We start from the raw sequence: 25,800 nt of genomic DNA on the forward strand, positions 1-25,800 counted from the left end.
GCGATCCTGGAAGCCGTTCCGCCCGGACGGGTGATCGTCCTTGACGTGGGGGAGCAGGGGTAGGACCGTGGGGCCCTATGAGGGGCGAACCCAGTTGCCCGAAGTGTGGTGGCCGGGTCAGGGCTCCCGGACTCTTCGCCGACACCTGGCAGTGCGATGTGCACGGGACGGTGCATCCGCTCCAGCCGGTGATCCCGCCCAGCGTCGAGGCTCTCGACGTCGTGGTGCACCGCACACAGGTACCGGTCTGGATGCCGTGGCCACTGCCGGTCGGCTGGCTGTTCACGGGTGTGGGCTGCGCGGGCGACGATCGCAGTGGAGGACGTGCGACGGCTGTCGCCTGCACGGGGCCCGGACCGCTGGGCGGTATCGGAGAGCTGATCCTGGTCGCCGAGGAACTCGGCGTGGGGCTCGGGGCGCGGTATGCGGGGATCGACGGGCCGGATCCGGGGCCGCACATGAACGTCGAGAAGCCGCCGCAGGCGAAGGTGCTGGCCGCCGGGCGGCCCACGCCGCTGTGGCATGTCTCCGGGGCGCCGGATGATCGTGCGGTCTTCGCCGGTGAGGCTCGTGGGTTGTGGCTGTGGGCGGTTGTGTGGCCGGAGCAGTCGGGGTTGCTGATGTACGACGAGCTGGTGCTGACGGATCTGCGGGACGCGGGTGCGGAGGTCGAGCTGGTGCCGTGCGGTGCGTTGTCGCCGCGCTTGCTTGAGCCGTAGCGCCTGCTGGGGTGCCGGGATTGCTCGTCGGGCGGCTGCGGGTCGTCGTTGGCTGGTCGCGCAGTTCCCCACGCCCCCAGGGAAGCCGATGTAAAGGTCTCTCACAGGTTTCGGGTGTGACGGGCGCCCCTGTGAATCCGGTTATCCTTGAGCGGTCCCTTGTGTCCCGTCAGTGTCTGGAGTTCGCGTCGTGCGTATTGATCTGCACACCCACTCCACGGCTTCCGACGGTACGGACACGCCCGCTGAGCTGGTGGGTAATGCCGCCGCCGCTGGGCTGGACGTTGTCGCGCTGACCGATCACGACACCACGCGTGGGTATGCCGAGGCGATCGCCGCGCTGCCGGAGGGGCTCACGCTCGTCACCGGGGCCGAGCTGTCCTGTCGTATCGACGGCGTGTCCATGCACATGCTGGCCTACCTCTTCGATCCCGAGGAGGCGGAGCTGCTCGCCGAGCGGGAGCTGGTGCGGGACGACCGGGTGCCGCGGGCGCGGGGCATGGTAGCCAGGCTCAACGAGCTGGGTGTGCCCATCACTTGGGAACAGGTGATGCGGATCGCCGGGGACGGGTCCGTCGGGCGGCCGCATGTCGCCACCGCGCTCGTCGAGCTCGGGGTCGTACCGACCGTGAGCGACGCCTTCACCCAGGACTGGCTCGCCGACGGCGGCCGTGCCTTCGTGGAGAAGCACGAGACCGACCCCTTCGAGGCGATCCGGCTGGTCAAGGCCGCGGGCGGGGTCACCGTCTTCGCGCACCCGGGCGCCAGCAAGCGCGGGCATACGGTTCCGGAGTCCGCGATCGCGGAGATGGCCGCGGCCGGGCTCGACGGCATCGAGGTCGACCACATGGACCACGACGACGAGACACGTGTCGGGCTGCGCGGGCTCGCCGCCGAGCTGGGGCTGCTGGTGACGGGCTCCTCCGACTACCACGGCAGCCGCAAGACCGTCACGCTCGGCGAGTACCGGACCGACCCCGAGGTGTACGGCGAGATCACCCGGCGTGCCACCGGCGCGTTCCCGGTGCCGGGGACCGGCGGAGCCTGAGACTCGCTCTCACGTCCATCTGATCTCTCCCTTTCTCCTCGCAAGGCTCTCCTGTGTTCGACGCTGCCGTTTTCGGCTCCCTGTTCCTGACCCTCTTCGTCATCATGGATCCCCCCGGGATCACCCCGATCTTCCTGGCGCTGACCTCCGGGCGGCCCGCCAAGGTGCAGAAGCGGATGGCCTTCCAGGCCGTCTGTGTCGCCGGCGGTGTCATCACCGTCTTCGGGCTCCTCGGGCACCAGATCCTCGACTACCTGCACGTCTCCGTCCCCGCGCTGATGATCGCGGGCGGGCTGCTGCTCCTGCTGATCGCCCTGGACCTGCTGACCGGCAAGACCGACGAGCCCAAGCAGACCAAGGACGTCAATGTGGCGCTGGTGCCGCTGGGCATGCCGCTGCTCGCCGGGCCGGGCGCGATCGTGTCGGTCATCCTCGCCGTGCAGAAGGCCGACAGCGTCGCCACGCAGGTGTCGGTGTGGATGGCGATCCTCGCCATCCATGTCGTGCTGTGGCTGGTGATGCGGTACTCGCTGCTGATCATCCGGGTCATCAAGGACGGCGGCGTGGTCCTGGTGACACGGCTCGCGGGCATGATGCTCTCCGCGATCGCCGTGCAGCAGATCATCAACGGCATCACCCTGGTGATCCAGGGGAGCTGATCCCCATGGCCGGACAGCGCAGAGCCCCCGTACGACATCGTGCCGTACGGGGGCTCTGAAGCCTGTGTGGTGGGGCGTATGTGTTACGAGGCCGCGGCCTCGGTCGGGCGGATCCAGAGTCGCTGGCCTATCGAGGCGGCCTGCTGAACGATCCGATTGACGGAGGCGGCGTCCACAACGGTGCTGTCCACGGGCGTGCCGTCGACGTCGTCGAGTCGCATGATTTCGAAGCGCATGGGCTTCTCCCTTCGTCTGGTCATCCTCCTGCGGAGAATTACTGCGTACGTAGGTAGTCAACGGGGTGCGCGTTACAAACATTCCCTACGCTAAAGAAATTTTTCGAACGGCTAACTACTGACCGGTAAGCGACTCTCCGCTGTCTCTTCGGAGACCGACCGGGACCGGTTGTGTTCGCAGCGTGACCGCCGGGACAATGGAGGCGATGAACGACGACCTCGCGGCACTCACTGCCCGCATCGACCACACCAACGAGCTGCTGACGCGCATGCTCGCCGAAGTGGCGAAGACGCCCTCGACCCATGCGATCTTCGTCGACGCGGGGTATCTGTACGCGGCCGCGGGCCGTCTGGTCGCCGGGACCGAGGACCGCCGGGCCTTCGACCTGGACGCCGAGGGGCTGATCGAGGCGCTCATCGACCGGGCCCGCACGATCTTCGCGGACAGCAGGCTGCTGCGGGTCTACTGGTACGACGGCGCCCGGCGCCGCATCCACACCTCCGAGCAGCAGACGATCGCCGAGCTTCCGGACGTCAAGGTGCGGCTGGGCAATCTCAACGCCAACAACCAGCAGAAGGGCGTCGACTCACTGATCAGGACCGATCTGGAGTCCCTCGCCCGGCACCGGGCGATCAGCGACGCGGCCCTGCTCGGCGGCGACGAGGACCTGGTCTCGGCGGTCGAGGCGGCCCAGGGGTACGGCGCCCGCGTCCATCTGTGGGGCATCGAGGCGCCCGAGGGCCGCAACCAGGCCGAGCCGCTGCTGTGGGAGGTCGACAGCCAGCGCGTCCTCGACCTCGACTTCTTCAAGCCGTACGTGTCACGGCGTACGTCCGCCGGCTACGAGACCTCGGTGAACCGGCCCGGCCGCGAGGACGTCCGCTTCGTGGGCGCCCAGATCGCGGCGAAGTGGCTGGCGGCGCGGGGCCGGGAGACGGTGGGGGAACTGCTGCCGGGGCACCCTTATCTGCCGGGGTCGGTGGACCAGGATCTGCTGGTGGAGGCGGAAGGGCTGTTGCAGTACTCCCTGCGGGGGCAGGCGGATCTGCGGCGGGCGCTGCGGGACGGGTTCTGGGAGCACCTGCAGAAGCAGTACTAGCGGCTCTCGGCGGCCCGGCCCTGCTGGAGTGACCGGGCGCCGTCCCAGAAGTCGGCGACGGCGCGGGCCGTCTCCAGGGGGCGGTCCGTGTTGGGGGAGTGCTCGGCGCCGGGGATCACGGTCCTGCGGGCCCGCAGCCGGACGGCCATGTGGTCGAGCAGCGGCACCGGCCAGGTGTCGTCGTGCGAGCCGGACAGTACGTGGAACGGCAGCGGTACGGCGGCCAGTTCGGCCACCCGGTCCGGCTCGGCGCACAACTGGCGGCCGGTGGCGATGAGTTGGGCGGGCTTGGTGCCCATCCAGCGCCGGCGCAGGTCCTCCCGGTCGTCGAGCCCGGAGTCCAGCTCGCCCCCGGTGTCGGTCTCCTCCGGCGGTTCCATCGCCTGGATCGCTTCCCACACCGCCGCCATGCTCATCACCGTCAGCGCGTCCCGGAGCAGCTTCACGCGCTGCTGCTGGGAGCCGGAGATCTGGGCGGGGCCCGAGGACATGAGGGTGAGGGAGCGGAAGGGGCCGGGGTCCAGGAGGACGGCGGCCCGCGCGATCTGCCCGCCGAGCGAGTGCCCGACGAGATGCACGGGTCCGTCGAGGGCCGCGGCCTGCGCGAGCACGTCCTTCGCCAACTCGTCCTGTGCGTACGCCGATTCGTCGTCCACCGGGCCGCCGGACTCGAACTGTCCGCGTCCGTCCACCGCGACCGTCCGGTACCCGCGCGCCGCGAGCGGCACATGCAGCGGGTTGAAGTCCTCCTTGCTGCCGGTGAACCCGGGCAGCAGCAGAGCGGTCCCTCTGAGGGCGACGCCGTCCGCCACGGGCGCGTCGACGACGGCGAACTCACCGCGAGCGGTGCGCAGGGAGTGGGCGCGGGCGCCTGGGGGCGGGGCGAAGGTGGGGGGCCTGCTCATGCCCTGAGGCTATCCGGCGGGGCGGGTGGAGGGCGGCGGTGGCTGTGTGAGGTGGGCCATGCGGGACCCTGGCGGGGCGTGGTGGGTCGACGGCACGCCGCGGTGTGAGGCGGGTTCGTGAGGCGGCGGTCTCGCCGCTCCGGGGCGAGGGGCCATGTGGGTGTGGGAGCCGGGCTCGCACTTCAGGAGAAGGCCGGAAACGCCGACGGCCCGGCCCACGTGATGTGGGCCGGGCCGTCGGATGGGCGGTCAGCTCTCCGCGGACTCAGCGGCGGCCGTGACCTTGCGGGTACGGCGGCGCGGCTTGGCCTCCGGTTCCTCGGCGGCCTGGGCCGGGATGTCGGCGGCCGCGGCCGCCTTCCGCGTGCGAGCCGGCTTGGCCTCGGTGGCGGCAGCCGTCTTGCGGGCGCGCGTCGGCTTGGCCTCGGTCGTCTCCGTGGCGGCAGCCGTCTTGCGGGTGCGGCGCGGCTTGGTCTCCGTGCCCTCTGCCGTGTCGACGGCCGTCTCGGCGGCGGCCGTCGCCTTGCGGGTGCGGCGCGGCTTGGCCTCGGTGACCTCCGGAGCCGCAGCGGCTTCGACGGTCTCGGCGACCTTGCGGGTGCGGCGGGTCCGGGGCTTGGCCTCCGTGGCCTCGGCGGTGTCGACCACTGCCTCGGCGGTCTCGGCGACCTTGCGCGTACGGCGGCGCGGTGCGGCGGGGGCCTCGGCCGTGTCGACCGCGGTCTCGGCGGCGGCGGCCGTCTTGCGCGTACGGCGCGGCTTGGTCTCCGTGCCCTCGGCCGTGTCCACCGCGGTCTCCGCGGCGGCGGCCGTCTTGCGGGTGCGGCGCGGCTTGGTCTCCGGCTCCTCCGCTGCCTGCGCCGGGATCTCGGCGACAGTCGCGACGGTCTCGGCGACCTTGCGGGTGCGGCGGGTCCGGGGCTTGGCCTCGGCGGCCTCGGCCGTGTCGACCACGGTCTCGGCGGCGGCGGCCGTCTTGCGGGTGCGGCGCGGCTTGGTCTCCACTGCCTCGGCGGTGTCGACGACGGCCTCGGCAGCGGCCTTGCGGGTGCGGCGCGGCTTGGTCTCCGTGCCCTCGGCCGTGTCCACCGCGGTCTCGGCGGCGGCGGCCGTCTTGCGGGTGCGGCGACGCGGCGCGGCGGCGGGGGCCTCGGCCTCCGCGACCTCGACGACGGCCGGCGTCTCGACGGCGACCGTCTCCGCGGCCTTGCGGGTACGGCGGCGGGGCTTCGTCTCGGTGGCCTCGGCGGCGGGCGCCTCGGACTGCTTGACCTCCGCGACGACCTCCGGGACCTCGACGGCGACCGGCGTCTCGACGGCGACCGTCTCCGACCTGCGGCTACGGCGACGGCGCGGCCTGGTCTCCGCGGCCTCGGCCGTGTCGACCGCGACCTCCGCGGCCTCGGACGCCGTGGCCGTGCCCGGCACCGACTCCAGCGAGGCGGCTCCGTTACGCGTGCGGCGACGGCGACGCGGGGTGCGGGACGCGGACGCGTCCTCGGTCACCGCGGTCTCCTCCGGCGCGGTCGTGCCCACCGGTGCGGCGGCCCCGTCCAGCGGTGTGCCATTGCGCGTACGACGGCGACGGCGCGGCGTACGGGCCGGGCGCTCGCGGTCGGCGGAACGGGACTCGTCCCGGCCACCGCGGCCACCTCGGTCGCCCCGGTCGTTCCGGTCACCGCGACCGCGGCCACCGCGGCCACCGGTCTCGCCCAGGTCCTCGACCTCTTCCGCGGCGAGGCCCGCGCGGGTGCGCTCGGCACGCGGCAGGACACCCTTGGTGCCCGCGGGGATGTTCATCTCCTCGTAGAAGTGCGGGGAGGTGGAGTACGTCTCCGGCGGGTCGTTGAAGTTGAGCTCCAGCGCCTTGTTGATGAGCTGCCAGCGCGGGATGTCGTCCCAGTCGACGAGAGTGATCGCGATGCCCTTGGCACCCGCGCGGCCGGTACGGCCGATGCGGTGCAGGTACGTCTTCTCGTCCTCGGGGGACTGGTAGTTGATGACGTGGGTCACGCCCTCGACGTCGATGCCGCGAGCGGCGACGTCGGTGCAGACGAGGACGTCCACCTTGCCGTTGCGGAAGGCACGCAGCGCCTGCTCACGCGCGCCCTGGCCGAGGTCGCCGTGGACCGCGCCGGAGGCGAAACCGCGCTGCTGGAGCTGGTCGGCGAGATCGGCCGCCGTGCGCTTCGTACGGCAGAAGACCATGGCCAGTCCCCGGCCGTCGGACTGCAGTATGCGCGCGACCATCTCGGGCTTGTCCATGTTGTGCGCGCGGTAGACGAACTGCGCGGTGTTGCGCACCGTCTGGCCCTCGTCGTCCGGCGCGGTGGCGCGGATGTGCGTGGGCTGCGACATGTAGCGGCGCGCGAGACCGATGACCGCGCCCGGCATGGTCGCCGAGAACAGCATCGTCTGACGGCGGGCCGGCAGCAGGTTGATGATCTTCTCGACGTCGGGCAGGAAGCCCAGGTCGAGCATCTCGTCGGCCTCGTCGAGGACGAGCGCCTTGATGTGCTTGAGGCTGAGCTTCTTCTGGCCCGCGAGGTCCAGCAGTCGGCCCGGGGTGCCGACGATCACGTCGACGCCCTTCTTGAGGGCCTCGACCTGCGGCTCGTACGCCCGGCCGCCGTAGATGGCGAGAACGCGTACGTTGCGGACCTTGCCCGCGGTCAGCAGGTCGTTGGTGACCTGCTGGCACAGCTCGCGCGTGGGGACGACGACGAGGGCCTGCGGGGCGTCGGTGAGGTCCTCGGGCTTCGCGCGGCCGGCCTCGACATCGGCGGGGACGGTGACGCGCTCGAGGAGCGGGAGGCCGAAGCCCAGCGTCTTGCCGGTGCCGGTCTTGGCCTGGCCGATGACGTCCGTGCCGGAAAGGGCGACGGGGAGCGTCATCTCCTGGATCGGGAAGGGGTTGATGATGCCGACGGCCTCGAGGGCCTCGGCGGTCTCGGGAAGGATTCCGAGATCTCTGAACGTCGTAGTCAGGGTTTTGCCTCTTCTGTGTGCGCGGTGCGAGGCGAGCTCGGGGGTCGTCTAGGACCGTGCTGGGGACGTCGACCGCCTTACGGGGCTAGCCGTAATGGCACGGGACCTCTGCCGACGCTCAAGCGCTCGAACCGCTGAGGGTCCCTCCGGATGCCGTACGCACAGTGCCGTACGGCCAAGGAGAGCTGTCAGGTCGGAGCCGACCGGGGCCACCGACCGGGCATCCTCATACGTGCGGCCCGTCGAAATACGCGGTCCTCATAGACGTGCGTACTCAGCAGGCGCATTACCACCATACCCCGGAAACGCGCACATGCGATGGCCGATTTGGTCACGTAGTCGTCGTCACACTGCTTTACCAGGGACTTCCGCCGCGCGGGGAGCGGGCTATTGTGCGCTTCATGACGACGCCTGACAACACCTCCGACGCTTCTCCCGAACCCACCGGAGTCGCCGCCCAGGACTGGGCGAAGGCCTCCGCCGAACCGCAGTACCGGGCCGCTGTCGTGGATCTGCTCGGCGCGCTCGCGTACGGGGAGCTGGCGGCGTTCGAGCGGCTCGCGGAGGACGCCAAGCTGGCGCCGACGCTCGCGGACAAGGCGGAGCTGGCCAAGATGGCGTCGGCGGAGTTCCACCACTACGAGAAGCTGCGCGACCGGCTGACCGAGATCGGTGCGGAGCCGACGGCGGCCATGGAGCCGTTCGTCGCCGCGCTGGACGGCTTCCACCGGCAGACGGCGCCCTCGGACTGGCTGGAGGGCCTCGTCAAGGCGTACGTCGGTGACTCGATCGCCAGTGACTTCTATCGGGAGGTCGCGGCGCGGTTGGACTCGGACAGCCGTGAGCTGGTGCTGGCGGTGCTGGACGACACCGGGCATGCCGGGTTCGCCGTGGAGAAGGTGCGGGCGGCCATCGACGCCGACCCGCGTGTGGGTGGGCGTCTCGCTCTGTGGGCGCGGCGTCTCATGGGAGAGGCTCTGTCGCAGTCGCAGCGGGTCGTCGCGGACCGGGATGCGCTGTCGACGATGCTCGTGGGCGGGGTTGCCGACGGGTTCGATCTGGCCGAGGTCGGGCGGATGTTCTCGCGGATCACCGAGGCGCACACCAAGCGGATGGCTGCGCTGGGGTTGGCTGCGTAGCGCTCCTTGGGGGCTTGGGTTGTTGCGCGATTGCCGGTTGTGGGGGCTGGTCGCGCAGTTCCCCTCGCCCCTGAAGGGGTGCTTCCCTCAGGGCGTTCGAGAATATCTGGCTTACGCCGGTGCCGACCTACGGCGGAGTCTTCCCGCTGGGCGGAGCAGGAGCGAGAGGGACGCGGCCGAGACGACCATCGCGCCGATCAGGTTCACCAGGATGCTGCCCGCGCCCAGCGCGCTGTGCGTCACGAACGCGCCGAACAGGGCTCCGGCGACGCCCGTTGCCATGACCAGGGAGCGGGCGGGCAGCCGGTGGGCCAGCCGGTGAGCTGCCACCGCTGCCAGGACGAGACCGAGCAATGCGGAACCGAGCGCTTCCAGCAACATCATTTGAGGTCCCTCCCACACGGTCACGCTGCGCATTGCGGTCGTAGCCCGTCATACCCGTGACCTGCGGAATGCAATCCTCCTCTGTGGGTGACTTGTGCTCCAAATGTGGAGAAAAAATCTTGCGGAGCTTTGCCCGTACGACGAGAAGGGCCCGGCGACCTCACGTCGCCGGGCCCTTCTCGTGTGCGTCCGTCTACAGCGCGCCGAAGCCCACCTTGCGCGGGGCCGGCTCGCCGAGCTCCACATAGGCCAGGCGCTCCGCCGGGACCAGGATCTTGCGGCCGTGCTCGTCCGTGAGGCTCAGCAGCTGCGACTTTCCGGCGAGTGCCTCGGCCACCACGCGCTCGACCTCCTCGGCACTCTGACCGCTCTCCAGAACGATCTCGCGGGGCGCGTGCTGCACGCCGATCTTGACCTCCACGGCTATGTCCCTCCGACGGTCAGTGAAGTGCGCGACCTTGCGCGCCGTACCCAGCACACATTAGCCCGGTGAGGGGACGTTCACGCTCCGCGCAAGAACGCCAGGAGCGAACAGCGGGCGGGAACAAAGTGTCGGGTCAGTGGTGATCGATGCCGTGCAGCGGGAAACCGGCGATGCCCCGCCATGCCAGGGACGTCAGCAGCTGGACCGCCTGATCGCGTGGCACGCTGCGGTCGCTGTGCAGCCAGGACCGGGCCACGACCTGCGCGAGGCCGCCCAGGCCCGAGGCCAGCAGCATCGACTCCGCGCGCGAGAGGCCGGTGTCCTCGGCGATGACCTCGCAGATCGCCTCGGCGCACTCGTTCGTGACCTTGTCGACGCGCTCGCGCACGGCGGGCTCGTTGGTCAGGTCCGACTCGAAGACCAGGCGGAAGGCGCCGCCGTCGTCCTCGACGTACGCGAAGTAGGCGTCCATGGTCGCCCGTACACGCTGCTTGTTGTCGCTGGTCGACGCGAGCGCGTGCCGGACGGACTGGATCAGGGACTCGCAGTGCTGGTCCAGCAGTGCGAGATAGAGGTCGAGCTTGCCCGGGAAGTGCTGGTAGAGCACCGGCTTGCTGACTCCGGCGCGCTCGGCGATGTCGTCCATCGCGGCCGAGTGGTAGCCCTGCGCCACGAAGACTTCCTGTGCGGCACCCAGCAGCTGGTTCCGTCGGGCACGGCGCGGCAGGCGCGTACCTCGAGGGCGTGCCGCCTCTGTCTGCTCGATGGCTGTCACGCCGCCTCCCATAAGTCGTCCACTTGCGGTGTGCGCCGCGCCGCCATCGTACTTTTCGGTAACCGTGGTGTGCGCGGTGCGAGCGCAGAATTTCACGTACCGGACGGCGGCGAAAGCCCCGCGAAGGTTTCAAAGGGGTACTTAGCGGGCAGCGCTTGTCGCGCTCCTGCTCGGTGATGGAGCCCGGGGCGTCACCGATAGTCCTCCTCGTCGATCTGTACGACGCGGGCCTGTTCGATGAGGTCGGCCTCGTTGGCCTCGTCCGTGTCGACGCCGGTCAGTGGGTCGTCGCGGTCCTGGGAGACGGCCGTCTGCTGCTCGGCGGCGTCGCCCTCGGGGGCCTCGACGTCGAGCTCGACGTCACCGCCGCTGTCCTCGAAGGTATCGGGGTCGCTGGGGTCGTAGGCCATTGCGGGCTCCCTTCCTAGAACGTCCCTGACTGGTGCAGGGGGCCACATGCGGGTGCCCTGCGTACGAGCCTAGGAGACACGCGATTCGGACGCCATGCGATGTACGTGGTCTCTGTGACGGCGAACACATGAACCACTGCGTGATCGTCTCGTAACATTGCCGCATGTCTTCGACCGAGTTGCCGTCCGTACCGGCCGCCAATGTGCTCCCGAAGGTGACGCCCGTCAGGGTGGCGGAGGGTGAGCGGCTCAGGTCGGTGGGATTGCCGGGGATCACGCTGTCGGTGCGTTCGAGACCGCCCGCGCGCGAGGGCCTGCCGCCCGCGCTCTACGTGCACGGCCTCGGCGGTTCCTCGCAGAACTGGTCGGCGCTGATGCTGGAGCTCGATGGTGTTCTCGACGGTGAGGCCGTCGACCTGCCCGGGTTCGGGGACTCGCCGCCGCCGGACGACGGCGACTACTCGATCACCGCACACGCGCGTGCGGTGATTCGTTTTCTGGACGCTTCCGGCCGCGGGCCGGTGCACCTCTTCGGCAACTCCCTCGGCGGCGCGGTCTCCACGCGCGTGGCCGCGGTCCGCCCCGACCTGGTGCGGACGCTGACACTCGTGTCGCCGGCGCTCCCCGAGATCCGCGTACAGCGCAGCGCGGTGCCCACCGCGCTGCTCGCGGTGCCGGGCGTGGCCGCGCTGTTCACCCGGCTCAGCCGGGACTGGACGGCCGAGCAGCGTGTCCGCGGCGTCACGGCGCTCTGCTACGGCGATCCCGCGCGGGTCTCACCGGAGGGGTTCCGGCATGCCGTCGAGGAGATGGAGCGACGGCAGCAACTCCCTTATTTCTGGGACGCGATGACACGCTCCGCGCGCGGGCTGGTCAACGCGTACACGCTCGGCGGGCAGCACGCGCTGTGGCGCCAGGCCGAGCGGGTCCTCGCACCGACCCTGCTCGTCTACGGCGGCCGCGACCAGCTCGTCGGCTATCGCATGGCCCGGAAGGCGGCCCGGTCCTTCCGTGACTCCCGGCTGCTGACCCTGCCGGAGGCGGGGCATGTGGCGATGATGGAGTATCCGGACACGCTGTCCCGGGCGTTCCGGGATTTCCTTGCGGACACGGGGGGTTCCGACGACGTGGACGGGTCTGTGGGCGCGTTCGGTGATGAGGCGTCTGTGAGTGCCGGTGCGTCCGACAGTGCGGCCGAGGCCGCGAGCGCGGGGAGCTGAGGGGCGGGGTGGGACGACACAGTCGCCGCCGCGGGCCTGCTCCCAAGAGTGACCCCGCGGACATAGCCGCACAACGAGATGGCCGGCAGTCCGAGGGCGCTCCGGGGCCCCAGGGTGCCTCGCCTCGCCAAGGAGCCGTACGTCCGCCGCAGGGCGCTCCGCCGCGGCAGGGGATGCCGGCGCCGGGCGGGCCCTCGGTGTACGGGGATCCGGTCTACCGGCAGGCTCCACAGGGGGTTCGGCGGTTCCCGGACGGGACGCCCGCGCAGGGGGTGCCCAGGTTCGCCGACGGGACTCCGGCGCAGGGGATGCCGCGGTTCGGGGGCGGGACGCCCGCACGGGGGGTTCCGCGCTTGGCCGACGGGACGCCGGCTCATGGTGTGCCGAGGTTCGCCGACGGGACGCCCGCGCAGGGGGTGCCCAGGTTCTCCGACGGCACTCCCGCACAGGGCATGCCCCGCTTTCCCGACGGCACCCCTGCCCACGGCACGCCCAGGTTCTCCGACGGCACCCCCGCGCACGGCACACCCCGGGTCCGTGGCGGTCACCCCGAGCAGCGTGAAGCAGGCGGTGCATGGGGTGAGTCGGGGGCGCACGGCATGGCTGGTGCGCCCGGTGTCGCGATACCGCGGCAGCGGCAGGCGCCTCCCGGCGGACCCCGGCAGACCGGGGCGGCGAGCCCTCGGCAGGAGTATCTCGACGCCTTCGGGGACCAGGACGTCTTTGCGCCCCGTTCACCTCAGGGGCCGGCCGACCCGTACGCCTCCGTCACCGACTGGCGGACCGCGCCGCAGCCACCTACCGACGGCGACGACGACGAGCCGCCCATCGGTGGGCCCACACAGCAGAAGGGCGGCAAGGGGCGGGCCTTCACCGGCATCGCGGCCGCCGCCGTCACCACCGTGCTGGCCATCGTCGTCGCAGGTCAGGTCGCCGACGGGCGGGACGACGACGCCGTACGGTCGCAGTCGGCCACCGACCAGGCGCGGGACGCCCGGGATTCGGCCTCGCGCTCGGACGGGCGGCCGACGCCGTCCTCGTCGCCGGGCGTGGCGCTGACGTACGAGCAGAAGATGGGCCGGCGGTACGCCCTCGACGCGAAGCTCGAAGGCTCGGGGAAGTTCGACGCGGTCAAGGGCATCGACAAGGCGCCCGGCACGGGACAGAAGTTCACCTATCGCGTGGATGTCGAGCAGGGGCTCGGGCTCGACGGCGAGCTGTTCGCCGAGGCCGTGCAGAAGACGCTCAACGACGACCGGAGCTGGGCCCACAACGGTGCCCGCACCTTCGAGCGCATCTACTCAGGCAAGCCCGATTTCGTGATCACGCTCGCCAGTCCGGGGACGACCGGGGAGTGGTGTGCGAAGTCCGGTCTGGACACCACCGTGGACAACGTGTCCTGTGATTCGGCTTCCACCGAGCGCGTGATGATCAATGCCTATCGGTGGGCTCAGGGGTCCAAGACCTACGGTGATCAAATTCACGCCTATCGGCAGATGCTGATCAACCACGAGGTCGGCCACCGGCTCGGCTACCACCACGTGACCTGCGACAAGAACGGCGAACTCGCCCCGGTCATGCAGCAGCAGACCAAGTTCCTGAACCACGACGGAATCACGTGCAAAGCCAACCCCTGGGCCTACCCCGGGAGTTGACGGGCGCCACTTGTGCCGCGTTGACATGCGCAGAAAAGTCGTACATATTGCTGCGCATGTCGCCCCGTCACGCCTCCGTTCGCGCCGCCATCGAGCTGGCGCTCATCGGCGTGACCGCACTGTGCGTGGCCGACATTCACTGTCGCTGACGTCCGCCCTCAGGCGTTCGCGTCGCGATCTTTTTCCTTTCCCGTGACCTGGTCACGGTTTTTCGACGACCTGACGCCCGGGCAGACTTCTGTTCACTTTCGTCTCACCCCTTGTCTGTCTGTCTCACCATTCGAGAGGTCGTCTCCGATGCGTCAACCGTCCGTCACAGCGCGCCGCGTGGCCGCGGCATCCGTAAGCCTGGTTCTGGCCGCGGGCGCCGCCGCCTGCGGGCCTGAGGACAACGATGCCAAGGGCTCCGGTGGTGACTCCACGCCCCACAAGGGCGGCACCTTGTCGGTCCTGAACTCCAACCCGCAGCAGGACTTCGACCCGGCTCGCCTCTACACCTCCGGCGGCGGCAACGTCCCGTCCCTGGTCTTCCGTACGCTCACCACTCGCAACCGTGAGAACGGTGAGGCCGGCGCCGAGGTCGTCCCGGACCTCGCGACCGACACCGGGCGCCCCAGCAAGGGCGCCACGGTGTGGACGTACACCCTGAAGAAGGGCCTCAAGTACGAGGACGGCACCGCGATCACGTCCGCCGACATCAAGTACGGCATCGAGCGGTCCTTCGCGCCCGAGCTGTCGGGTGGCGCCCCCTATCTGCGGGACTGGCTGGTCGGTGCGGCCGACTACCAGGGGCCGTACAAGGACAAGGGCGGGCTCGACGCGATCGAGACGCCGGACGACCGGACCATCGTCTTCCATCTGAACAAGCCCGAGGGCGAGTTCCCGTACCTGGCCACGCAGACGCAGTTCACGCCGGTGCCGAAGGCCAAGGACACCGGGACGAAGTACGAGGAGCACCCGATCTCGTCCGGCCCGTACAAGGTCGTCAAGAACGAGAACGACGGCGAGCACCTCGTCCTGGAGCGCAACACGTACTGGTCCGCCTCGACGGACGCCGAGCGCAAGGCCTACCCGGACAAGGTCGACGTACAGTCCGGGCTCGACTCCTCCGTGATCAACCAGCGGCTGTCCGCGTCCCAGGGGACGGACTCGACCGCGGTCACCACGGACACCAACCTCGGGCCTGCCGAGCTCGCCAAGGTGACGGGCGACAAGGAGCTGGCCGCTCGTGTCGGTACCGGGCACTTCGGCTACACGAACTACATAGCGTTCAACCCGACGGTCAAGCCGTTCGACAACGTCAAGGTGCGGCAGGCGATCTCGTACGCCATCGACCGGTCGTCGGTCGTGAACGCCGCCGGTGGCTCGTCGCTGGCCGAGGCCGCGACCACCTTCCTGCCGAACCAGAAGTCCTTCGGCCACGAGCCCTACGACCTGTTCCCGGCGGGTGATGCCGGCGACGCGGCGAAGGCCAAGGAGCTGCTGAAGGAGGCCGGTTACGCAAACGGGCTCACCATCACGCTGACCCACTCCAACGCCAAGGACTTCGAGACCAGCCCGGAGATCGCGACCGCGATCCAGGACGCGCTCAAGAAGGCCGGCATCACGGTCAAGCTGCAGGGTCTGGAGGACAACGACTACTCCGACAAGATCCACACCGTGAAGACGGAGCCCGGTTTCTTCCTCGCCCACTGGGGTGCGGACTGGCCGTCCGGCGGTCCCTTCCTCGCTCCGATCTTCGATGGACGACAGATCGTGAAGGACGGCGCGAACTTCAACACGGGCCTGTTGAACGACAAGTCCGTCAATGCCGAGATTGACTCGATCAACAAGTTGACCGATCTTGACGCTGCCGCCAAGCGGTGGGGCGCACTGGACAAGAAGATCGGTGAGCAGGCGCTGACCGTGCCGCTGTTCCACCCGGTCTACAAGCGGCTGGTGGGCAAGGACATCAAGAACGTCGTGATCAGCGACTGGACCGGGGTGCTGGACATCTCGCAGGTCGCGGTGAAGTAGCGCCGTGAGCGAGGCACTTGTCGCCACCCAGGCCCCCGAGGCGTCCGTCTCGGGGGCCTCGGGGGCCCGTCAGTTCTGGCGGCGGCTGCGGACGCAGCGCGCCGCCCTCGTCGCGGCGGCCGTCGTCGCGCTGCTCGTCCTGGTCGCACTCGCGGCGCCGCTGTTGACCGCCCTCGAGGGCCAGGACCCGACCACCTACCACCCTTCCCTGGTCGACTCCGCGCGCGGTGGCGTGCCCGTCGGTTCCTTCGGGGGCGTCGGCGGCGACCATTGGCTCGGCGTCGAACCGCAGACCGGGCGCGACATGTTCGCGCGGCTCGTCTACGGCGCTCGCGTCTCCCTGGGTGTCGCGCTGGCCGCGACCGTCGTGCAGGTGTTGATCGGCGTCGTGGTGGGCGTGACGGCCGCACTCGGCAGTCAATGGGTTGATCAACTCTTGAGCCGGCTCACCGACATCATCGTCGCCCTGCCCCTCATGATCATGGCGTTGTCCCTGCTCGCGATCGTGCCGTCGGACTTCCCGCGGCCCGTCCTGGTCGCCCTCGTCATCGGCCTCATCGCCTGGGGCAACATCGCGAAGATCACGCGCGCGCAGACCCTCACCCTCAAGGGGCTCGACTATGTCTCCGCGGCCCGGCTCAGCGGCTGGAGCACCTGGCGGATCGCCCGCCGCGAGCTCCTTCCCGGCCTCGCCGCGCCGGTCATCACGTACGCGGCGCTCCTCGTCCCGATCAACATCACCGTCGAGGCCGCGCTGTCCTTCCTCGGCGTCGGGGTGAAACCCCCGACGCCGTCGTGGGGACAGATGCTGACCGCCGCCGACGTCTGGTACCAGGCGGCCCCGCAGTACCTGCTGCTGCCCGCGGGCGCGCTCTTCGTGACCGTGCTGGCCCTCACCGTCCTCGGCGACGGCGTCCGCACGGCGCTCGACCCGCGCGCGGCCTCACGTCTGCGCGTCGGAACGGGCCGCAAGAGGGAGGCCAAGGCATGAGCGGCTTCACCGGCTTCGTGCTGCGCCGCCTCCTGGGCGCCCTGGTCACGCTGTTCGCCATCTCGGTGATCGTCTACGTCGTCTTCTACGTCACCCCCGGCAACGTCGCCCAGATCACCTGCGGCCCGCGCTGCTCGCCCGCCCAGGTGCAGCAGGTCGCCGACCAACTGCACCTGAACGACCCGCTGTACACGCAGTACTGGCACTTCCTGGAGGGCCTTGTCGCCGGCCAGGACTACTCGACCGGCACCTCCGTGGAGCACTGCTCGGCGCCCTGCCTCGGGCTGTCGTACCAGAGCGACCAGCAGGTCACCCAGCTGATCCTGGCCAAGCTGCCGGTCAGCCTGTCGCTGGTGTTCGGCGCGATGGTGCTCTGGCTGATCCTCGGCGTCGGCACCGGCGTGCTGTCCGCGTGGCGGCGCGGCCGGCTCACCGAGCGCGTCCTGACCGGCATCACGCTCGCGGGGGTGGCCACACCGGTCTTCGTCATCGGCCTGGTCCTGATGATCGTCGTCTGCGGGCAGTTGGAACTGCTGCCGTTCCCGCAGTACGTGAAACTCACCGACGACCCCGAACAGTGGGCGTGGAACCTGCTGCTGCCCTGGCTGTCGCTGGCCCTCATCGAGGCGGCCGCGTTCGCCCGCCTCACACGCGCGTCGATGCTGGAGACGCTCGCCGAGGACCACATCCGCACCTTCCGCGCGTACGGCGTGGGGGAGCGGTCGATCATCGGGCGGCACGCGTTGCGCGGGGCGCTCGCGCCGGTCATCGCGCTCAACGCCAACAACTTCGGCGGCGCGGTCGGCGGCGCGGTGCTCACCGAGACGCTCTTCGGACTGCCGGGCATCGGCCAGGAGCTCGTCCACGCCGTCAATGTGGTCGATCTGCCGGTCGTGGTCGGCATGGTCCTGGTCATCGGCTTCTTCGTGGTCGTCGCCAACGCCGTCGCGGACGTGCTGTACGCGGTGGCCGACCGACGGGTGGTGCTCGCATGAGTCTGGTGGACGTCAGGGACCTGACGGTCGAGTTCGGCGAGCTGCGGGCCGTCGACGGACTCTCCTTCCGCCTCGAGAAGGGCGCCGCCCTCGCCCTGGTCGGTGAGTCCGGCTCCGGCAAGTCCACGGTCGCCTCAGCCCTGCTGGGGCTGCACCGCGGCACGGGCGCGAAGGTCGGCGGTGCGATCGAGGTCGCCGGCGTCGACGTACCGGCGGCGTCGGACGAGGCGCTGCGGCGGCTGCGGGGCGGGAAGGCCGCGATGGTCTTCCAGGACCCGCTGTCGTCCCTCGACCCGTACTACGCGATCGGCGACCAGATCGCCGAGGTGTATCGCGTGCACGCGCGCGTGTCGCGCCGAGCCGCACGTGCGCGTGGGGTGGAGGTGCTGGACAGGGTGGGAATTGCGGACGCACCGCGCCGGTCCCGGTCCCGTCCGCACGAGTTCAGCGGCGGCATGCGCCAGCGCGCGCTCATCGCCATGGCGCTGGCCTGCGAGCCGGACCTCCTGATCGCCGACGAGCCGACCACCGCCCTCGACGTCACCGTCCAGGCCCAGATCCTCGACCTGCTGCACACGCTGCGCGAGGAGACCGGCATGGGGCTGCTGCTCGTCACGCACGACGTGGGCGTGGCGGCCGAGAGCGTCGACGAGGTGCTGGTGATGCGGCACGGGCGCGTGGTCGAGCACGGGGCGGTGGGCGATGTGCTGGGGGAGCCTTCGCAGGCGTACACGCGGGAGCTGTTGGGGGCGGTGCCGCGGGTGGATGTGCGGCGGCGTGCGGTGGCAGGAGCGGCCGGCGCGCCGGGTGCGTCGGATGCCGGGTCGGAGGGCACCTCGCGGGCAGTCCCGACGGCAGCCGCCGTGCCGTCTCCCGGAGGTCCCGTGGAGCCGTCGGGCGCGCCCGGCACCGCATCGGGCGGGCCCTCACCGACGGCTGCCGGGCCACACTCCGCCGCGGACCCCGAACTGCCGAAGCCCGCCTCCGAGACGCCCGCGCGGCCCACCGACGTCGTCCTCGAAGCGCGCGGTCTCCGCCGCGAGTTCGGCCGGGGCAAGCGGGCGTTCGTCGCCGTGGACGACGTGTCGCTGACGATCCGCCGCGGGGAGACCCTCGGCATCGTCGGTGAGAGCGGCAGCGGCAAGACGACGCTCGGGCGCATGCTGGTCGGGCTGCTGGAGCCGACGGCGGGAGCCGTCAAACCGGGCGGCGGGGTCCGCCCCGACGTGCAGATGGTCTTCCAGGATCCCGTCTCCTCCCTCAACCCCCGCCGCAGCGTGGGCGAGTCGATCGCCGACCCGCTGCGCGCGCGTGGCGAGAAGGACGAGACACGCATCAAGGGGCGTGTGAGGGAACTGCTGGAGCGCGTGGGGCTCGAAGGGGCGCACTACGACCGCTATCCGCACGAGTTCAGCGGCGGACAGCGCCAGCGCGTGGGCATCGCGCGGGCGCTCGCGGCCGACCCGCGCGTCATCGTGTGCGACGAGCCGGTCTCCGCGCTCGACGTGACGACCCAGGCCCAGGTGGTCGCCCTGCTCGGCGAGTTGCAGCGCGAACTCGGGCTCGCGCTCGTCTTCGTCGCCCACGACCTCGCCGTGGTACGGCAGGTCAGCGACCGGGTCGCGGTGATGCGCCGCGGCCGGATCGTCGAGTCGGGACCCGCCGACGAGGTGTACGACAACCCCCGGGACCCGTACACCAAGCAGCTCCTGGCCGCCGTACCGGCGCTCGATCCCGAGGTGGCCGCGAGGCGCAGAGCGGCGCGCAGGGAACTGACCGCTGTCTGACGTAACGTAACTGCTTGATCTCTTAGCGCGATCGAACGCGGCCCGCACGGGAAAGTTACGACCGTTCACCCCTTCTGGTGGCGCGATGGACAACCGTCCGTCGCGCCACCGTCATGTCCGCATACGTTCGTCCCGCTGCGAGCCGCCGGACCAACGGCGGCTCCCCATACGGGAGATCGGGGGTGCGCTCGTGCGCATCGGACTGCTTACGGAGGGTGGCTATCCGTATGTGAGCGGTGACGCCAGGCTCTGGTGCGACCGGCTCGTGCGCGGGCTCGGGCAGCACGAGTTCGACATCTACGCGCTCAGCCGCAGCGAGCGCCAGGAGGACGAGGGCTGGGTCCCGCTCCCCTCGCAGGTCAGCCGAGTCCGTACGGCGCCCCTGTGGACGGCCGAGGACGACGGCGTCGGGTACGGGCGCCGGGCGCGCCGGCGGTTCGCCGAGTGCTATGGCGAGTTGGCGGCCGTACTCTGCGCGGGCCCCTCCGAGGAGCCGTCAGCCCTTGAGGCGGACCGTTTCGGCAGCGCCCTCTACGGTCTCGCCGAACTGGCCCGAGACGAGGGCGGGCTGGTGGGGGCGCTGCGCTCCGAGACCGCCGTACGCGCCCTCGAGCACGCCTGTCGTGCGCCGGGCGCCGCACGCACGGCCCGAGAGGCGCGCGTACCCGATCTGCTTGCCGTGGCCGCCCACCTGGAACGCGCACTGCGCCCCCTGTCCCTCGACTGGTACGAGGACGACGGGCTCGGCTCGGTCGACCTGTGCCACGCGGCCTCCGGCGGCCCGGCCGCTCTGCCCGGGCTGCTCGCCCGCCATTTCTCCGACGTCCCCCTGCTGGTGACCGAGTACGGGGTGCAGTTGCGGACGCACTACCTGTCCGCCACGGAGGCCTCGCCGTCGGTGCGGTCGCTGCTCGCCGCCTTCCACGGCCGGCTCGCCGCCGAGATCTACGGCCGCGCCGCGCTCGTCACCCCCGGCAACACACACGCCCGCCGCTGGCAGGAGCGCTGCGGCGCCGACCGCGACAAGATCCGCACGGTCTATCCGGGCATGGACGCCGCCCGCTTCGCGGAGGTCGGTGAGTCCCCGGAGTGCGCGGACCCCGACACCCTGGTCTGGGTCGGCCGCATCGAACCGACCAAGGACCTCATCTCCCTCCTGCACGCCTTCGCGGAGATCCGCAAGGAGGAGCCGAAGACCCGACTGCGGATCATCGGAGTGCCCGCCGGTCCCGAGGGCACGGCCTACCTCGGCCACTGCAAGGCGCTGGCCGCGCAGCTCTTCCCGGACGAGGCGGACGGACTGCACGCCGTCGGTGACAACCCGGTCTCCTTCGGGGAGATCGGCGGCCCGGAGGTCCCGGCCCTCGCCGACGCGTACGCGTCGGGCGCCGTGACCGTCCTGTCCAGCGTCGTCGAGGGCTTCCCGATCAGCCTGGTGGAGGCCATGTTCTGCGGCCGCGCGACCGTGTCCACGGACGTGGGCGCGGTGGTGGAGGCCATCGGCGGCACCGGACTCGTCGTACCCCCGCGCAATCCGCGGGCGCTCGCCGAGGCGTGCGTGACCCTGTTGCGCGACCCCGAGCGCCGTGAGCGCCTGGGTGCCGCGGCACGCGCGCGGGCCCTCGAGCTGTTCACCGTCGAACAGAACATCACGGCATTTCACGGCATTTACCTGGAGATCGTCTCGCGACACCCGGTCCGCCGGGTCGTCCTCGACGACACCACCGGGGAACCGCTTCCGTTCGCCGTCCCCGCCGAGGCCCATATGCCCGGCCGCTGGACGGACTCCGGAGCACGGGTCGTGGCCCGCGGCGGCCCCGGCTGGGCCGCAGGCCCTCCGGTACGCGCCAACACCCCGCTGCCCGCCACGGAGGGAGCGCGATGAGCGACCTCGGCGAACTGGACCGTCCCGGCACCCCGGCCAGCCCCGGCCCGTGGGACGCACGGTCGGAGGAGTGGCTGGCGGGGGACGGAGGCGAAGGAGAGGGCGCTGACGCCGACGGCACCGAAACCGTCGTAACCACCGGGAACGAGGACGGACCGGCCCCCCGCGCCCCCGAGGCGCCCCCGGCCCGCAGACAGCCTCCGGCCCCTCGCCGCGCCGCGGACCCCGTGAAGGCCCTGATCCACCGCCATCGAGAGCTGTGCGAACGGGCCGTGGATCCCCTGGAGATCGCGGCAGGCCTGGAGGCACACGGCGTCACCGACCGCACCGCGACCCGCTTCCGCCACCGGGACGTCTTCTCCCTCGCGGAGGAGATGTACGCGCGCGTGTCGAGAGACGGCGAGACCCCCTCACCCGCCACCCCTTCCGACGCCCCCCGAGCAAGCGCCGACTGGATCCTGCTCACCCTCCTGCCGGGCGTACTCTGCGCCGCGACAGTGGCCGGCCTCCGCCTCACCGACGGTCAGCCCCGTCTGGCCGTGGCCCTCGTGGGCACGCTCGCCGTGTCCCTGTCGCTGCGCGCCGCACTCACCCGCGGCCCCCTGAGCACCACCCACCACTCACCTCCCCGCATCCTCACCCTGACCTGCTGGCTGATCGCCTACGCCCTCCTGGGCGACGGCCTGCTCCGAGCGGCCGTCACCGGCGGCCCCGACGCCCTCCCCACCGGCACCCCCGACGGCCCCTGGCCGCTGGCGACCGCCCCCGTCCTGGCTCTCACCCTGTCCTGCGCCCCCGCGGCCTGGACCGCCCACCTCTTCACGACCCGAGCCCGTCGCAAACTCACCCTCAGCCGGGGCCTGGAGGACTTCACCGCCTCCGTACTGCCGCTGCTGTTCGGCGTGTTCGCCCTGTACCTGTGCGCCCTGACGGCCCTGCTGATCCCGACCTCGGCCGCCCTGGGCGAACCCGGCCGCTACGCCCAGACCCTCACCCTGGGCGCCCTCCTCTTCCTTTCCCGCCTCCTCACCACCCACGGCTTCACCCACGCCCCGGCACTCGTCCTGACCGCCACGGCCATGACGGAGCTGACCGCCATCGCCTCGGTCTTCACCGCCCGCCTCCCGGGCTGCGACTTCCTGGGCGCCCCGATCGAGTCCCTCGCCGAGACATGGGGCCCGGGCGGCGTCCCGTCGCTCGCCTGCGCGGCAGGAGCGTTCACCCTCCTGCTGCACGCGACCCGCAGGCTGACGAGGGCCTCGGCCCACGCCCCCACGGACCAGCAGTGGTGAGGCGACGGGGCACGGACCCGACGACGCACGACGAAGCAGTACGGCGCCCCGCGCGCCCCCACTCACACCAGCAGGCCGTCGCAGGCATCTCGCCCCTCCGCCGGCGGCACACCGTTCTGACAGGAGAGCACCACATGAACACCTCCCGACCCGAAGACCCGGCGACGGGAGCCGCACGATGAGGGTCCTGATGATCGGAGCCAACGGCTACCTCGGCCGCTTCGTCGCCGACCGCCTGCTCGCCGACCCGGCCGTCCAGCTCACCGCCCTCGGCCGCGGCGACGACGCCGACGTCCGCTTCGACCTCGCGTCCGGCAGTCCCGGAGCACTCACCCGCTTCCTCGACGCGGTCCATCCCGGCGTGGTCATCAACTGCGCGGGCGCCACCCGCGGCGGCGCCCGTGACCTCGCCCGCCACAACACCGTCGCCGTGGCCACCGTCTGCGAGGCCCTGCGCCGCAGCGGCTGCGGGGCACGGCTGGTCCAGATCGGCTGCGGCGCCGAGTACGGCCCGAGCCAGCCCGGCTCCTCCACCGCCGAGGACGCCGTCCCCCGCCCCGGTGGCCCGTACGGCGTCAGCAAACTCGCCGCCACCGAACTGGTCCTGGGGTCCGGCCTGGACGCGGTCGTACTCCGCGTCTTCTCGCCGGCAGGCCCCGGCACTCCCGCAGGATCCCCGCTCGGCCGCCTCGCCGAGGCCATGCGCCGCGCCATGCAGTCCGGTGACGGCGAACTCAAGCTCGGCGGTCTGGGCGCCCAACGGGACTTCATCGATGTCCGCGACGTCGCCCGCGCCGTCCACGCCGCCAGCCTCTCCGCCGCGCAGGGCGTCATCAACATCGGCTCCGGCCGTGCCGTCCGCCTCCGTGACGCCGCCGCAGTCCTGGCCCGCGTGGCCGGATACGGGGGCGCCCTCCACGAACTCGACGGACCTCCCGGCCCGCTCAGGGCATCCATCGGCCACCCCCGCTCCGAACCGGACCATGGCGCTCCGGCCGCGTACCCGTACCCGGACGGCTGCGGCAGCTGGCAGCAGGCCGACGTGCGCACCGCGCGCGACCGGCTCGGCTGGCGTCCCCGGATCAACCTCGAAGAGTCACTCGCCGACATCTGGATGGAGGCGGCATGCCGCATCTGACCAGCACGACGAAGTCCGCGTCCGGCACCGAGCTCCATACCGGCGTCGGTGTCCCCGGCTTCGCACACCCCCTCGTCGCCCCCGCCGAATGGGCCGAACTCACCCGCCCCGGCACCCCCGTGCACTGGGTCGTCCTCAATGTCGCCGACGGCCCGGGCAGCCGCCCCGACCCGCACTGCCTGGAGGCGGCCGGGCGGCTGCGCAACGCGGGCGTCCGGGTCCTCGGCCACATCGACGCGACCTACGGAGCGCGCGGCTTCGACGAGATGATCTCCGACGCGCACCGCTACATCGACTGGTACAAGGCCGACGGCTTCCTCCTCGACCGCTGCCCGACCGAACGCACCGCGCTCCCCGAGATCCGCCGCACGGTCACCACGCTCCGCGCGATCCGCGACGACGCCCATGTCGTCCTCGGCCACGGCACCCATCCGCACCCCGGCTATGCGGAGAGCGCCGACCAGTTGGTCACGTTCTCCGGCCCGTGGAGCGACTACCGCTGGTCGCAGGTGGCCGAGTGGACCGCTGACTATCCGCCCGAGCGCTTCTGCCATCTTGTCCACGGGGTGCCGGGCGGCCATCTCGACGAGGCGCTGCGCATCGCCCGTTGGCAGGGCGCCTCGACCATCTACTTCACGGACCGCACGGACCGGGGCGGTCGCACCGATCCCTGGGAGGCCATGCCCGGCTACTGGGACGAAATCGTCTCGCGGATCGGAACAGGTGTCTCGGAATGAAGAAGGCCATGGCAGTGTTACGGGGAGAACAACCGTAGTGATTGACCGACCAACGGAGTCCCCGTGTCGCTGCCACCCCTGGTCGAGCCCGCTTCCGAGCTCACCGTAGACGAGGTCCGCAGGTACTCCCGCCACCTGATCATCCCCGACGTCGGGATGGACGGGCAGAAGCGGCTGAAGAACGCCAAGGTGCTGTGTGTGGGCGCCGGCGGCCTGGGCTCGCCGGCGCTGATGTACCTGGCCGCGGCGGGCGTGGGCACGCTCGGCATCGTGGAGTTCGACGAGGTCGACGAGTCGAACCTGCAGCGCCAGATCATCCACAGCCAGGCCGACATCGGCCGCTCCAAGGCCGAGTCCGCGCGCGACTCCGTCCTCGGCATCAACCCGTACGTGAACGTGATCCTCCACGAAGAGCGGCTCGAGGCCGAGAACGTGAAGGAGATCTTCAGCCAGTACGACCTGATCGTCGACGGCACCGACAACTTCGCGACCCGCTACCTCGTCAACGACGCGGCCGTGCTGCTGAACAAGCCGTACGTGTGGGGCTCGATCTACCGCTTCGACGGCCAGGCCTCGGTCTTCTGGGCCGAGCACGGCCCGTGCTACCGCTGCCTCTACCCGGAGCCCCCGCCGCCGGGCATGGTCCCCTCCTGCGCCGAGGGCGGCGTCCTGGGTGTGCTGTGCGCGTCCATCGGCTCCATCCAGGTCAACGAGGCCATCAAGCTCCTCGCGGGCATCGGCGAGCCGCTCCTCGGCCGCCTGATGATCTACGACGCCCTGGAGATGCAGTACCGCCAGGTCAAGGTCCGCAAGGACCCGAACTGCGCGGTCTGCGGCGAGAACCCGACCGTCACCGAACTCATCGACTACGAGGCCTTCTGCGGCGTCGTCTCCGAGGAGGCCCAGGAGGCGGCCGCCGGCTCGACGATCACTCCCAAGCAGCTCAAGGAGTGGATCGACGACGGCGAGAACATCGAGATCATCGACGTCCGCGAGATCAACGAGTACGAGATCGTCTCCATCCCGGGCGCCAAGCTGATCCCGAAGAACGAGTTCCTCATGGGCACCGCCCTGGAGAGCCTCCCGCAGGACAAGAAGATCGTCCTGCACTGCAAGACGGGTGTCCGCAGTGCGGAAGTCCTCGCCGTGCTGAAGTCCGCGGGCTTCGCGGACGCCGTGCACGTCGGCGGCGGCGTGATCGGCTGGGTCCACCAGATCGAGCCGGACAAGCCGGTGTACTGACCGGACCTGCTGCGATCGGCGGGGGTTCCACGCACCACGGGTGCGTGGAACCCCC

The 25,800-nt window shown here is 70.9% G+C and carries 24 protein-coding genes; 17 read left to right on the forward strand and 7 right to left on the reverse strand.

Annotated elements, in window-relative coordinates; genetic code table 11:
- Nucleotides 1-77: 77 nt before the first annotated feature.
- The 3 genes from ACWD3I_RS35080 (at nt 78) to ACWD3I_RS35090 (ending at nt 2,426) form a co-directional block, all read left to right on the forward strand.
- Nucleotides 78-719 (forward strand): DUF6758 family protein, encoded by a 642-nt coding sequence (locus ACWD3I_RS35080; RefSeq protein ID WP_365401518.1) that lies wholly within the window; start codon nt 78-80, stop codon nt 717-719.
- Nucleotides 720-909: 190 nt separating this feature from the next.
- A complete protein-coding gene (locus ACWD3I_RS35085; RefSeq protein WP_365401521.1) occupies nt 910-1,767 on the forward strand; it encodes a PHP domain-containing protein in 858 nt (285 codons plus the stop codon).
- A 53-nt stretch (nt 1,768-1,820) separates the two neighbouring features.
- Nucleotides 1,821-2,426 (forward strand): MarC family protein, encoded by a 606-nt coding sequence (locus ACWD3I_RS35090; protein WP_365401524.1) that lies wholly within the window; start codon nt 1,821-1,823, stop codon nt 2,424-2,426.
- 83 nt (nt 2,427-2,509) lie between these two features.
- On the opposite strand, the gene ACWD3I_RS35095 is transcribed toward ACWD3I_RS35090, so the two are convergent.
- Entirely contained in the window at nt 2,510-2,662 is a 153-nt protein-coding gene (locus ACWD3I_RS35095) for a hypothetical protein (protein ID WP_266888363.1), read from the reverse strand.
- Nucleotides 2,663-2,859: 197 nt separating this feature from the next.
- Here ACWD3I_RS35095 and ACWD3I_RS35100 point away from each other — a divergent pair, with 197 nt between their 5' ends.
- Complete coding sequence (locus ACWD3I_RS35100; protein ID WP_365401583.1) at nt 2,860-3,762, forward strand: NYN domain-containing protein; 903 nt, start codon at nt 2,860-2,862, stop codon at nt 3,760-3,762.
- Here ACWD3I_RS35100 and ACWD3I_RS35105 read toward each other — a convergent pair.
- Nucleotides 3,759-4,667, reverse strand: coding sequence for an alpha/beta fold hydrolase (locus ACWD3I_RS35105; RefSeq protein WP_365401528.1), 909 nt, complete (start codon nt 4,665-4,667; stop codon nt 3,759-3,761). The genes ACWD3I_RS35100 and ACWD3I_RS35105 overlap by 4 nt on opposite strands.
- 249 nt (nt 4,668-4,916) lie before the next feature.
- Nucleotides 4,917-7,562, reverse strand: a complete 2,646-nt coding sequence (locus ACWD3I_RS35110) for a DEAD/DEAH box helicase (RefSeq protein ID WP_365401532.1) — start codon at nt 7,560-7,562, stop codon at nt 4,917-4,919.
- 494 nt (nt 7,563-8,056) lie between these two features.
- On the opposite strand from ACWD3I_RS35110, the gene ACWD3I_RS35115 reads away from it, so the two are divergent.
- Nucleotides 8,057-8,794 carry a ferritin-like fold-containing protein gene (locus ACWD3I_RS35115; RefSeq protein ID WP_266888354.1) on the forward strand — a complete coding sequence of 246 codons (738 nt, stop codon included), beginning with the start codon at nt 8,057-8,059 and terminating at the stop codon, nt 8,792-8,794.
- A 111-nt stretch (nt 8,795-8,905) separates the two neighbouring features.
- Here the strand turns inward: ACWD3I_RS35115 and ACWD3I_RS35120 are convergent, their stop codons facing one another.
- The 4 genes from ACWD3I_RS35120 to ACWD3I_RS35135 form a co-directional block, all read right to left on the reverse strand.
- The gene (locus tag ACWD3I_RS35120) at nt 8,906-9,175 is read right to left on the reverse strand and encodes a hypothetical protein (protein WP_267016455.1); all 270 of its coding nucleotides are present in this window, start codon (nt 9,173-9,175) and stop codon (nt 8,906-8,908) included.
- Nucleotides 9,176-9,371: 196 nt separating this feature from the next.
- Nucleotides 9,372-9,599, reverse strand: coding sequence for a DUF3107 domain-containing protein (locus ACWD3I_RS35125; RefSeq protein ID WP_046262201.1), 228 nt, complete (start codon nt 9,597-9,599; stop codon nt 9,372-9,374).
- Between the two features lie 136 nt (nt 9,600-9,735).
- Nucleotides 9,736-10,377, reverse strand: coding sequence for a TetR/AcrR family transcriptional regulator (locus ACWD3I_RS35130; protein ID WP_365401536.1), 642 nt, complete (start codon nt 10,375-10,377; stop codon nt 9,736-9,738).
- 191 nt (nt 10,378-10,568) lie between these two features.
- Nucleotides 10,569-10,787, reverse strand: coding sequence for a hypothetical protein (locus tag ACWD3I_RS35135; protein WP_365401539.1), 219 nt, complete (start codon nt 10,785-10,787; stop codon nt 10,569-10,571).
- A gap of 164 nt (nt 10,788-10,951) precedes the next feature.
- Here ACWD3I_RS35135 and ACWD3I_RS35140 point away from each other — a divergent pair, with 164 nt between their 5' ends.
- The 12 genes from ACWD3I_RS35140 to moeZ all read left to right on the forward strand — a co-directional run bounded on the left by ACWD3I_RS35140 (nt 10,952) and on the right by moeZ (nt 25,745).
- Nucleotides 10,952-12,007, forward strand: coding sequence for an alpha/beta fold hydrolase (locus tag ACWD3I_RS35140; protein ID WP_365401542.1), 1,056 nt, complete (start codon nt 10,952-10,954; stop codon nt 12,005-12,007).
- A 308-nt stretch (nt 12,008-12,315) separates the two neighbouring features.
- The gene (locus ACWD3I_RS35145) at nt 12,316-13,662 is read left to right on the forward strand and encodes a DUF3152 domain-containing protein (protein ID WP_451084270.1); all 1,347 of its coding nucleotides are present in this window, start codon (nt 12,316-12,318) and stop codon (nt 13,660-13,662) included.
- Between the two features lie 56 nt (nt 13,663-13,718).
- Entirely contained in the window at nt 13,719-13,811 is a 93-nt protein-coding gene (locus tag ACWD3I_RS35150; protein ID WP_323185132.1) for an Ms4533A family Cys-rich leader peptide, read from the forward strand.
- Nucleotides 13,812-13,959: 148 nt separating this feature from the next.
- Nucleotides 13,960-15,678 carry an ABC transporter substrate-binding protein gene (locus tag ACWD3I_RS35155; RefSeq protein WP_365401549.1) on the forward strand — a complete coding sequence of 573 codons (1,719 nt, stop codon included), beginning with the start codon at nt 13,960-13,962 and terminating at the stop codon, nt 15,676-15,678.
- Between the two features lie 4 nt (nt 15,679-15,682).
- On the forward strand, nt 15,683-16,669 hold the full coding sequence (locus ACWD3I_RS35160; RefSeq protein ID WP_365401553.1) for an ABC transporter permease: 987 nt from the start codon (nt 15,683-15,685) through the stop codon (nt 16,667-16,669).
- Nucleotides 16,666-17,664, forward strand: a complete 999-nt coding sequence (locus ACWD3I_RS35165; protein WP_365401556.1) for an ABC transporter permease — start codon at nt 16,666-16,668, stop codon at nt 17,662-17,664. Before ACWD3I_RS35160 ends, ACWD3I_RS35165 begins: the two co-directional genes overlap by 4 nt.
- Nucleotides 17,661-19,451: an ABC transporter ATP-binding protein gene (locus ACWD3I_RS35170; protein ID WP_365401559.1), complete on the forward strand. Its 1,791-nt coding sequence runs from the start codon at nt 17,661-17,663 to the stop codon at nt 19,449-19,451. Before ACWD3I_RS35165 ends, ACWD3I_RS35170 begins: the two co-directional genes overlap by 4 nt.
- Nucleotides 19,452-19,641: 190 nt before the next feature.
- Nucleotides 19,642-21,336: a DUF3492 domain-containing protein gene (locus ACWD3I_RS35175; protein ID WP_365401562.1), complete on the forward strand. Its 1,695-nt coding sequence runs from the start codon at nt 19,642-19,644 to the stop codon at nt 21,334-21,336.
- Nucleotides 21,333-22,628 carry a hypothetical protein gene (locus ACWD3I_RS35180; RefSeq protein WP_365401565.1) on the forward strand — a complete coding sequence of 432 codons (1,296 nt, stop codon included), beginning with the start codon at nt 21,333-21,335 and terminating at the stop codon, nt 22,626-22,628. Before ACWD3I_RS35175 ends, ACWD3I_RS35180 begins: the two co-directional genes overlap by 4 nt.
- A 178-nt stretch (nt 22,629-22,806) precedes the next feature.
- Nucleotides 22,807-23,766, forward strand: a complete 960-nt coding sequence (locus tag ACWD3I_RS35185) for an NAD-dependent epimerase/dehydratase family protein (protein ID WP_365401568.1) — start codon at nt 22,807-22,809, stop codon at nt 23,764-23,766.
- The gene (locus ACWD3I_RS35190; protein ID WP_365401572.1) at nt 23,754-24,503 is read left to right on the forward strand and encodes a spherulation-specific family 4 protein; all 750 of its coding nucleotides are present in this window, start codon (nt 23,754-23,756) and stop codon (nt 24,501-24,503) included. The genes ACWD3I_RS35185 and ACWD3I_RS35190 overlap by 13 nt, the downstream gene beginning before the upstream one ends.
- A 63-nt stretch (nt 24,504-24,566) precedes the next feature.
- Nucleotides 24,567-25,745 carry an adenylyltransferase/sulfurtransferase MoeZ gene (gene moeZ, locus ACWD3I_RS35195; RefSeq protein WP_365401575.1) on the forward strand — a complete coding sequence of 393 codons (1,179 nt, stop codon included), beginning with the start codon at nt 24,567-24,569 and terminating at the stop codon, nt 25,743-25,745.
- Nucleotides 25,746-25,800 lie beyond the last annotated feature (55 nt).

The organism is Streptomyces sp. NPDC002817 (genome assembly GCF_053592055.1).